Genomic DNA, 9,385 nt, shown 5'->3' on the forward strand with positions numbered 1-9,385 from the left:
GGATACGGTAGCGATCTGGGATTAAAATTACGCTTTTAGAGCAATTACCTTTCTTTCTCTCAAGTTTAAATTACGCTTTATCTTTCCTGACTATCTCCACTTATTTAACCTGAGGTTTGGATAAGGAATGAGCTAACTCATTGTTTTTAATGCCACATTAAATTATCCCCTTATCTAGCCAGACAGTTTTAGGGATAACAAGGCGAATTTACGCACCAATAGCTGGCTATTGGAAGTGAATTCAACGCAGTTAGCGTTAAAACTGGCTGCTAGAAAGGCATTAATTATCCGAAGCTCAGGTTAACTCACTTAAGTGGGTTAGAGCCAGCGTATTTTGACGCTGGCTTATGTGCTTTCTAAAGGGTCGGTAACTTTAAAGCAGTGAATATCACCACCCGTTCTAAAATCAACACGTTTAACTTGTTCAACGATTTCCACTGTATTATAGCCGTTGAGTAAACCAAACATTGCTGCTTGCTGGCCCGAGCCGATGGCATAAGATTGCGCTAAGGGTTCGGATTTATAGGTGCCCCTTTTTACACAACCATACCAAACGCCTTTTTTGGGGTGATATTTAATGAATTCCAGACTCTCAATCGTATCAAACTGATTATTTGAAAAGTTGTGCTGCAAATTGTATATATCGCATGTTTGCCCGGTGCAAAACACTCTCCAGCCGTGATAATCAAACCACTTTTGAGCGTTATCGGTAACGATGATCTTGTCGGTAGTGGTTCTACTATCACAGGCTATTTCTGCTGTTTTCGCGTTATAGACAATGGTTGTCATTCCTTTTGACTCCTATGAAATTACATCCGATGAAACTATGCAACTAGTGCAGGTAAAAACGCTGATGTTATAAAGACTTGAATGCTAACTGAAGGTTACACGAGAAGAAGTTTACCTAAGGTGAATGTCTGCTTTCAGGCTAAGATTATAAGAATTTTACGATGTTATTCAATTGTAATTTAAGTGAACTTTCTTCAATGTAGCTTATTACATCTAGCCATATAAAATGGGGCGAAATTGACCGTTAACTCACAATCGTATTTATCACTTCATAAAGTTTTTTCATATCTATCGGTTTTGCGACGCAATTATCAAATCCAAGTTGCTGATAATTTTCTAAATCTCCCGACATTACATTGGCTGTGACGGCAATAAGCGGAGTTGTTTTATCTTGTTCTCTGACTTCTGAGCATACTTTTAGGCCATCTTTTTTTGGCATCTGAATATCGACAAAAAAGATATCAGGTTTCGATTCGTGATAAAGCTCAAGCGCTTCTTCACCATCCTGAGCTATGACAAGATTTGCTTCAGTTGGTTTAATCATGGCACTAAATATTTTTTGATTTAGGGGATTATCTTCAGCGAGTAGCAGGTTTTTATCTTTCAAGGCGGGTATAGCATGCAAGTCTTGCATGATAGATTGTTCCGGTGCTTCGCAAATCTCGAGTACGAGTTCAACTGTAAACTCACTGCCAATACCTTCTTGACTCGTTACCGTAACACGGCCGTCCATAAGCTCGGCGAGTTGTTTTACAATTGCAAGTCCAAGGCCCGTTCCTCCATACTTTCTGGTGGTCGATGAGTCGGCCTGTTGAAATCGATTAAACAACTTCTTTAGCGCGACTTCGGAAATACCGGCGCCGGTATCTATTACACGGATGGAGAGATGTTTGCCGCCATCTTGGAGTATAACGGTTACAGAGCCGTCACTGGTAAATTTAACGGCGTTGGATATTAGATTTCTTAGTATCTGTTTTAAACGCAGCGAGTCACCGAGTCGATAAGGGTTTGCTAGGTCCTCAGTCTGAATAATCAGGTCAATTTGCTTGATACTGGCAGCATGGGCAAACTCTTGTGTAACTTCAGTGACAATACTTCTGACGTCCAGCGTCGCTGATTCCATCTTTAACTCGCCAGCTTCAATTTTAGAGAAATCAAGTAAATCATTGAGTAAACTAAGTAATGTTTCTGTGGACGTCATGCCTTGTGCAATAAGTTCTTTGGAGTCTGATGCACTTTTATGGTGCTTCATTAACTGAAATACGCCATAAATACCGTTAAGTGGGGTTCTTAATTCGTGGCTCATGTTCGCCAAAAAGTGACTTTTTGCACGCTCTGAACTTTGTGCTTTCACTTTTTCATTTTCAAGAGAGCTTACCTGTTCCTTGATTTGTTTCGCAAGTTGGTTAAGGGTCACTTGGAGCGTTCTTAACTCTCTAAATTCAAAATCGCTTTTCGCAGAAACGTAATGTCCTCGTTTCAGTCGTTCGCAATGGCGTTCAAGTGCTTGCATCGGATTGGTTAAGCGTTTTGCTAATCGGCGTAAATACCAGGTAAGTAATATCACTAGTATCAACCCGATAAACACGATGTATAACACTGGTCGTAAAATATCGTTACTGTATACTTCTGCTTCTCGTTGTAGCTGTAAATCAAGTTCAACAAAATCGTCTTTTAGTGAATAAACAGCACTGCGGTATACGCCTTCAGTGACATCTGATGAATGTGTACCCTCAAGTACAAGGTCTTGACTGGTGAACCAGATAGAGCCTTTTTCCTGATTGGAATCTAAAAATGGTCCAAGATCGACTTCAAGGAAAAGCACACCAGTATATTTATAAGGGCGCATTAACGACGATAATTTTTGTCTAAGGGGAATGGCGAGAAATAACTTCGCCTGATCTGACGGTTTCTTTTCAAGGCTCTCAATAGGGACAACCAGTTTGTCAATTTTTAATGTGCGCCGCTGTTGCGAAAGAACCTCATTAGCATGCTCGCTAAATACGGAATTGTTCCACCGTAGGGTATCAAAAGGATATCCCTCGACGGTAAACACAGAGCCGTCGTTGATAAACGCAGACTTCACCATGTCGGTATTGTCGACTAAGTTAGTTAGCGCTTTAACCGCGTATTGAGTAAACAGTAGATCGTTCGGTAAGGTAGATAAGATATGATCTTCACTTAACGGTGCAACTTGATAGATCAGCTCATTGACTTGTGCTTTAAAATCGCTGATAAGACTTGCGCCAGTGCGTTTAACGTCTTCTTGCTCTAAGGTTGCCTTTTGTTGCATCAGGGAAAAACCAACCATCGCAACCAGTACAATGAGGAAGAGAGAGAATAATGCCGTAATTTTTCTTTTTATTTCATCAACGATGCTGCGATTTGCTTTCATTCTGTCCCGACTTTGTGACAATAAATTGCATATATTGCGTCGTTTCTTCGACACTATACACACCACCTAAATAGCGTGTTAGTCCCTTTAACATGGCTTCCCAAATATAGGCCATAATTGGTTCATTGGGTTGTGGATAGGTTTGTTGTAAAGAGGCGATCAGTTGAGAAAGTGCCTTGTCGCCGCGTTTTGTAAGTTCAGCCAAGCTTTCGCCGTTTGCTGGCAGCGCATTGAGTTCATCCCATAGTTTATCTTGTACCTTTTGGCTTTGCATAAAGTCAACAAGCAGCTTTAGATACGGACCTTTTTTAGATTCTATGCCATTGGCAGGAAAAGCCAGTACATGAGACGATGCGAGAGACATTAGTTGATGATTACCCCACCTTGGTAAAGGCGCGATGGCTAAATCGTCTTTAAGCTTGTCTTTAAGTTGACGATATGCCCAAATTCCATTCACAAAATAATCGAGCTTGCCAGTCTTAAACCGACTCATTAAGCATTGGTAAGCACAGTCAGCGTCTATGACATCACTGTTGAGAAGTGATTGATAATTGGAAATTGCGAGGCGCATCGCTTTGGTGTCAAGCTGTGGTACGCCTGCCTGGATGAGGTTAGGCTGAAGTGCGTTCGCAAAGGTCACAAACCAATACATTTCATAAAAATTCCAGCCGAGCGTAGGTTTGTCTGCAACAGTTTGTTGGGTGTAGCTTTGTAAGTCGGTAATTGGATGTGGCACAAGTGCACGGTTGTAATAGAGTACTAGGTGGTTACCGTACATAATTGGTACGCCCCTAAGCTCGCCATTGACCTTGCTGTTTTCAATGACTTTCTGTGTGAGCTTTTTGCTTAACCAAGACTTTGGCACCTGAGAAAATTGCAGTTCCGTCAATCCCATATAATCGCTGGGAATAATAACGGCATCTGGTAACTGCAAGGCATCTGCATACAACAATAACTCACTTTTCAACTGATTGTTGTTAAAGGCAAGAATGTTAACTTTAATACCCGTTTTTTCACTGAACTCTTCGAATAATGGCTGAAAATCAAAGTTCTCAAGTCCGACCGCAACATCTATCACTGGCGATTCACTGGCACGGGCGTTAGCTGGGTAATAAACCAGAAGAAGTAACATGAACACCAAGCATAGCACTTTACCTAGCATATCAATACGCTTCCTTTTCGGACCTAGAGGACATGTTAATGTTGCTTGGCATTAGGCGTTTCTTACATAAAACTAATCGGATGTGCTTGTTATTGTAGACCAAATTTCTCTGATTTAAATTCTTTTCAGAATGACAAATTCAATTTATTAGGCCATTCAATTCTATTTCAGTCGTGAATAATTCACTAAAACACGATAAAATAACCACCAAATAAGAACGATGAGTACATCCTTGCTATGAAAAAAGGGTTTATGCTGGTCTGCGATGGCAGCAATGGCGCTGGAAAAACGACGGTTATAGCCGGATTGGAAGCGCATTTAAAACAACGCGGTATTGAAGTTGTGATGACTCGTGAACCCGGTGGAACAGAGATCTCAGAGAAGATTAGAGAAATCATTCTTGATCCCTCAACTCCCGAAATGGCAGACATGACGGAACTTATGTTGTTTGGGGCCGCGCGTGCTCAGCATGTCCGTGAAAAAATTATTCCTGCACTCGAGCAAGGTAAAGTCGTTATTTCTGATCGATTTGATGCTGCAACTTTTAGTTTTCAACACTATGCAAGAGGGCTAGATCTTGCCACCATCACAACCATTAATCAGCTTGCGCTCGGCGGCTTTCGTCCAGACATGAATTTGGTTTTGGACTTGGACCCTGAAGAGGGCTTAAAGCGAGTCAAATCAAGAGGTGAGGGGCTAGATAGGCTTGAGGATGAAAAACAACAATTTTTGCAGCGCGCACGTGAGGGCTATCTCGTTCAAGCGAAAAATGACCCTGAACGATTCACTGTGATTGATGCCAGTCAAAGTAAAGCACAAGTACTTGAGCAAAGTATTGAACTGCTTGATAGCCTGATAGCCAAACACTTTACAGTGGATGGCAATGAATAATTTGCTTCCAAGTTGGCACAGCAGCGCTTTGAGTTATCTTGCTCGGGCACAGCAAAATGGTCGTTTGCACCATGCTCAGTTGCTATCGGGTAAAAAAGGCGTGGGAAAGTCTCTGCTTGCGGCGCACTTGGCAGATGCACTTTTATGCTTACATCCGCAAAATCTTACTGCCTGTGGGCAATGTAAGTCGTGTAACTTGAACTTAGCTGGTAATCACCCAGATAGACTGAGTGTCGTGCCTGAGGGAAAATCAATCGGGGTAGATGAAATTCGAGAAATTACGCATTTTTTGAACCATTCAGCGCAGCAAGGCGGTAATAAAGTCGCGTTGATTGAACAAGCGCATTTGATGACCCATTCAGCCGCTAATGCGCTGTTAAAAACACTTGAAGAGCCAAATGCTAATCGTTATTTGGTTGTCACCAGTGATGATGATAGTAAGTTGCCTGCCACCATTTTGAGTCGTTGTAATAAAGTGGCAATTCACTCTCCCAATCAAGCAGAGGCTGCGCAGTGGCTGGCAGCTAAAAATGTCGCTTGTGATTTTCCTTGGTTTGATGAATTTTCTCTTCAGCCCTTTATTATCGAAGCGTGGCAACAAGAAGGTGTGCTAGAGGATGTGACTGCGCTTTATCACGCGGCGAATCAATTAACAGCAGAAAGTGCGCAAACGGTTGAAAAGATTTTATTAAAGCAAGGCGCAATGAGCGATGTATTCGCCCGTTTTTTGCTTAATCGCCTTAAAGGGGCGATGACACAAGGAAATGGCTTGAGTTTTACCCAGTATCAAGACTTAGTGAGCTTGATACATCGGTTTATGTACGAACAGAAAAATGTGTTAGGGTTAAATCAAAACCTTAGTATTTCTAATTTACTTTTTGCCTTACAAAAACAGCTATAAAGAGGTGGCGCATGCAAGAGTTACTTGCGGATTTTGAAGATTTAGATGAGCTATATCGTTGTTATATGCCATTTCTGAAATCCGGTGGCATATTTATCAAGTCCAATGCCCATTTTGATATGGGGCAAGAATTAAAGCTCAGAGTCACCTTGCCTGACGCGCTAGAAGCGGACGAAGTCAACGTAGTGGTTGCTTGGTTAACACCGCAAGGTGCACAAAATTCTAATCCTTCGGGTGTTGGTGTTGCGTTTGTAGACGCGCCAGCTCTGAACGATAAAATAAATAAGCTTTTGGGTGCGACTTTGCATTCAGATAAACCAACTTACACCATGTAGAGCCAGTATGATTGTAGACTCTCACTGTCATTTAGATAGACTTGATTTTGAAAAGTTAGGCCTAAGCCTTGAAGAAGTACTCAGTAACGCGAGACAAAAACAAGTAGAACACTTTTTATGCGTTAGCGTGACACTAGACCAATTTCCATCGATGTTAGAAAAAATAGCCCATTTTGATGATGTTTCTGCATCTTGTGGGGTGCATCCATTGGATCAAAAAGATAAACTGGATGTTGAAAGGCTAGTGCAACTAGCAAGTAATGATAAGGTCGTTGCTATTGGTGAAACTGGATTAGATTATTATTATTCAAAAGATACGCACCAGGTACAGCAAGAAAGCTTTGCTGGACATATCGATGTGGCTAACCAGTTGCAAAAACCACTGATCATTCATACTCGTGATGCAAAAGCAGACACGATAGACATCATGCGTGCCCACAATGCGCAAAATTGCGGTGGTGTGCTGCACTGTTTTACCGAAGATTGGCCGATGGCAAAGCAGGCATTAGACCTTGGTTTTTACATTTCAATCTCTGGTATTGTGACGTTTAAAAATGCGACGGCGCTTCAGGAAGTTGTTAAGCAAATCCCTATGGACCGATTGCTTATTGAAACCGACTCACCTTACCTTGCACCTGTACCACATCGTGGTAAAACTAACCAACCTGCTTATGTACAAGACGTTGCATATTATATTGCTGACTTAAAAGGGGTGAGCTACAAAGCGCTTGCAGAGCAAACCACGAATAACTTTTACTCTTTATTTAATTTGGTGAAACGCCAAGATGGTAGCACAACTTAATCAGCTACCTCAGGTGTTGATGGGCCCGCTGGTTCGCCGAGCTGAGCAGAATAAAATTTGTATTCAGGTTGTTACTTGTGAAGCCGTGGACATCTCGGCTTCGCTATTAGCCCATCAAAGTCGGTGTGAGGTTGAGACATTTCAGCTCGGTGCAGCCTGCTTTTTGCATTTTTTGATGATATGCAGCGAGAAGGCTCTGCCAACAGCGCAGCTGCTCGAGTATCAAGTGCTTATTAACGGTGCCGCGTATAAGCCAGACTATCTGCGTTACGGAGAAGAGCTCAGCTTTGCGATACCAGCTGTGCTCAAGCAAATATTACATGGCTCATGCCGTAACCCGCATCACCACGCAAGAGACAGTTTACATACTGCGGATCAGTGGCAGGAGCAGCAGCGCGAGCTTGGTGAATTAGGTGCTGACTTGTGTATTTTTTCTGGCGATCAGATCTATGCCGATGATGTTGCTGGCGCCATGTTGTTGGCTATTCATCAACTTATAGCAAGGCTAGGTTTGTTTAAAGAAACCAAATTGCCAATGCACCTACCTGCTGATCAACAAGCCCAGCTTTACCATCGTCACTTATATCTACCGAAGACGCCATGGCAGGAGCGATCAAAGTTTTCACCTAGCTATTGGTTTCGAAAGGATGAACCGCACTTTTCTAGTGTTAAGGCCTTTAATCACCTCATTTTCTTCGAAGAGTTTGTCGCCTGTTACCTGTTAAACTTCTCTCATCTTGCTTGGCAATTGGTTAACTTTGATGCGCTTCATTATGACGGTGGCAACGACAAAGTTAGGCGAATATTCGAGTCTGAACTTGACGCGCTAAAAGGCTTTGTTGAAACATTGCCTAGTGCTGAGCGGTTGTGTGCGAACGTGCCCATTTTAATGATGTTTGATGACCATGATGTAACCGATGATTGGAATTTGACGGCTAAATGGGAACAGGCAATTGCAAACCATAAAGTGAGTCGCCGTATAATCAGTAATGGCATTATTAGCTATTGGCTGTTTCAAGGCATTGGTAATGATGCGTTTGAGTATAGCGGGGCGCTGACATCAGGTTTTAATTCAAGCTTGATTGACAACGAATGGCACTTTTCGGCGTTTGACAAACAAGTTCGCCGATTCACACATTGGCATTATTGTTTAGATACGTTTCCAAAAGTGGTGGTGCTAGATACCCGTACACATCGCTGGCGTAATGAACAAGATTTCAATGAACCGAGTGGTTTACTCGACTGGGAAATGTTGATGGAGCTGCAAGACACGCTTATCGACCACAGTGCAGTATTGATGGTCAGTCCTGCGCCAGTATTTGGGGTAAAGGCAATCGAAACCATACAAGCTGTATTTAATGCGTGTGGTGAGCCGTTAATGGTAGATGTGGAAAATTGGATGGCGCATGAAGGGGCCGCGAAAAAACTCATTGAAATTTTTAAGCGTCCAGATACACCCAAAGAAACCATTATACTCTCCGGCGATGTGCATTATTCGTTTTGCTTTTCGGTTCAGGCTCGTTTTGGTCGTCATGATAACCGCATTTGGCAGTTAACTGCATCAGGAATAAAAAATGAATTTCCAAAGCCGCTTATCAATATTTTAGATAAGATGGATACGATTTTGTATGCCAAATATAGTCCTTTGAATCTCTTTACAAAACGTTGGCAGCTATCTGTAAGTAAGCATCCTTCATCGCTAAAAAAACATGGTTACTTGGTGTCTGATTCTGCGATTAGCTTAGTAACGCTTGAAAACGGCTTGCTAGAGAAGTATGAACTACTGCACGGTACTGGGATCCACAGTCATTTTGAGTTATAAGTCTTGGTAATAGATTTGAGAATTGAATAAACCGATTTCAGCGACCCACAGCTAAGTTCAGCTATTTCTAGCTTTGCTATACGTATCAGCTTGCATGACGCGTTATACCAGTTGTATTAAGTAAATGATCTATCTTGAAGCGGGGAAATAGCTTTAGTAGCACCGCTCTCGCGTCCTGCTACCGCTAAGGTACCTATATCCATATAGGCAAGGCAAAAATTTTGCTATATAGTTGTTCTAAATGAGAAAGTTTTAACGAAGCTAAGAAGAGATTTCACGCGACAAAGT

General features: G+C 42.1%; 8 protein-coding genes. 5 read left to right on the forward strand and 3 right to left on the reverse strand.

Translation table 11 applies throughout. The features are described from left to right. Positions 1–345: 345 nt before the first annotated feature. From CWC03_RS19080 to CWC03_RS19090, 3 genes are all read right to left on the reverse strand, one after another. Positions 346–789: a hypothetical protein gene (locus CWC03_RS19080; protein WP_138583232.1), complete on the reverse strand. Its 444-nt coding sequence runs from the start codon at positions 787–789 to the stop codon at positions 346–348. Positions 790–1,033: 244 nt separating this feature from the next. Then, a complete protein-coding gene (locus tag CWC03_RS19085) occupies positions 1,034–3,184 on the reverse strand; it encodes an ATP-binding protein (protein WP_138583233.1) in 2,151 nt (716 codons plus the stop codon). Then, positions 3,159–4,346: a sugar ABC transporter substrate-binding protein gene (locus CWC03_RS19090; RefSeq protein WP_138583234.1), complete on the reverse strand. Its 1,188-nt coding sequence runs from the start codon at positions 4,344–4,346 to the stop codon at positions 3,159–3,161. Before CWC03_RS19090 ends, CWC03_RS19085 begins: the two co-directional genes overlap by 26 nt. Before the next feature lie 237 nt (positions 4,347–4,583). Between CWC03_RS19090 and tmk the strand changes: the two genes are divergently transcribed. The 5 genes from tmk to CWC03_RS19115 are packed head-to-tail and all read left to right on the forward strand — an operon-like array spanning position 4,584 to position 9,097. Next, positions 4,584–5,237 (forward strand): dTMP kinase, encoded by a 654-nt coding sequence (gene tmk / locus CWC03_RS19095; protein WP_138583235.1) that lies wholly within the window; start codon positions 4,584–4,586, stop codon positions 5,235–5,237. Beyond that, a complete protein-coding gene (gene holB / locus CWC03_RS19100) occupies positions 5,230–6,138 on the forward strand; it encodes a DNA polymerase III subunit delta' (protein WP_138583236.1) in 909 nt (302 codons plus the stop codon). Before tmk ends, holB begins: the two co-directional genes overlap by 8 nt. A gap of 11 nt (positions 6,139–6,149) precedes the next feature. After that, a complete protein-coding gene (locus CWC03_RS19105; protein WP_128726051.1) occupies positions 6,150–6,473 on the forward strand; it encodes a PilZ domain-containing protein in 324 nt (107 codons plus the stop codon). Between the two features lie 7 nt (positions 6,474–6,480). Next, positions 6,481–7,275, forward strand: coding sequence for a TatD family hydrolase (locus CWC03_RS19110; protein ID WP_010604674.1), 795 nt, complete (start codon positions 6,481–6,483; stop codon positions 7,273–7,275). Further along, entirely contained in the window at positions 7,259–9,097 is a 1,839-nt protein-coding gene (locus CWC03_RS19115) for an alkaline phosphatase D family protein (RefSeq protein ID WP_138583237.1), read from the forward strand. Before CWC03_RS19110 ends, CWC03_RS19115 begins: the two co-directional genes overlap by 17 nt. Positions 9,098–9,385 lie beyond the last annotated feature (288 nt).

Source organism: Pseudoalteromonas sp. S2755 (assembly GCF_005886535.1).
Lineage (GTDB): Bacteria > Pseudomonadota > Gammaproteobacteria > Enterobacterales > Alteromonadaceae > Pseudoalteromonas.

Coding starts and splice junctions, on each gene's coding strand:
- CWC03_RS19080 (WP_138583232.1), bottom strand. CDS start 789: ATGACAACCATTGTCTATAACGCGAAAACAGCAGAAATAGCCTGTGAT.
- CWC03_RS19085 (WP_138583233.1), bottom strand. CDS start 3,184: ATGAAAGCAAATCGCAGCATCGTTGATGAAATAAAAAGAAAAATTACG.
- CWC03_RS19090 (WP_138583234.1), bottom strand. CDS start 4,346: ATGCTAGGTAAAGTGCTATGCTTGGTGTTCATGTTACTTCTTCTGGTT.
- tmk (WP_138583235.1), top strand. CDS start 4,584: ATGAAAAAAGGGTTTATGCTGGTCTGCGATGGCAGCAATGGCGCTGGA.
- holB (WP_138583236.1), top strand. CDS start 5,230: ATGAATAATTTGCTTCCAAGTTGGCACAGCAGCGCTTTGAGTTATCTT.
- CWC03_RS19105 (WP_128726051.1), top strand. CDS start 6,150: ATGCAAGAGTTACTTGCGGATTTTGAAGATTTAGATGAGCTATATCGT.
- CWC03_RS19110 (WP_010604674.1), top strand. CDS start 6,481: ATGATTGTAGACTCTCACTGTCATTTAGATAGACTTGATTTTGAAAAG.
- CWC03_RS19115 (WP_138583237.1), top strand. CDS start 7,259: ATGGTAGCACAACTTAATCAGCTACCTCAGGTGTTGATGGGCCCGCTG.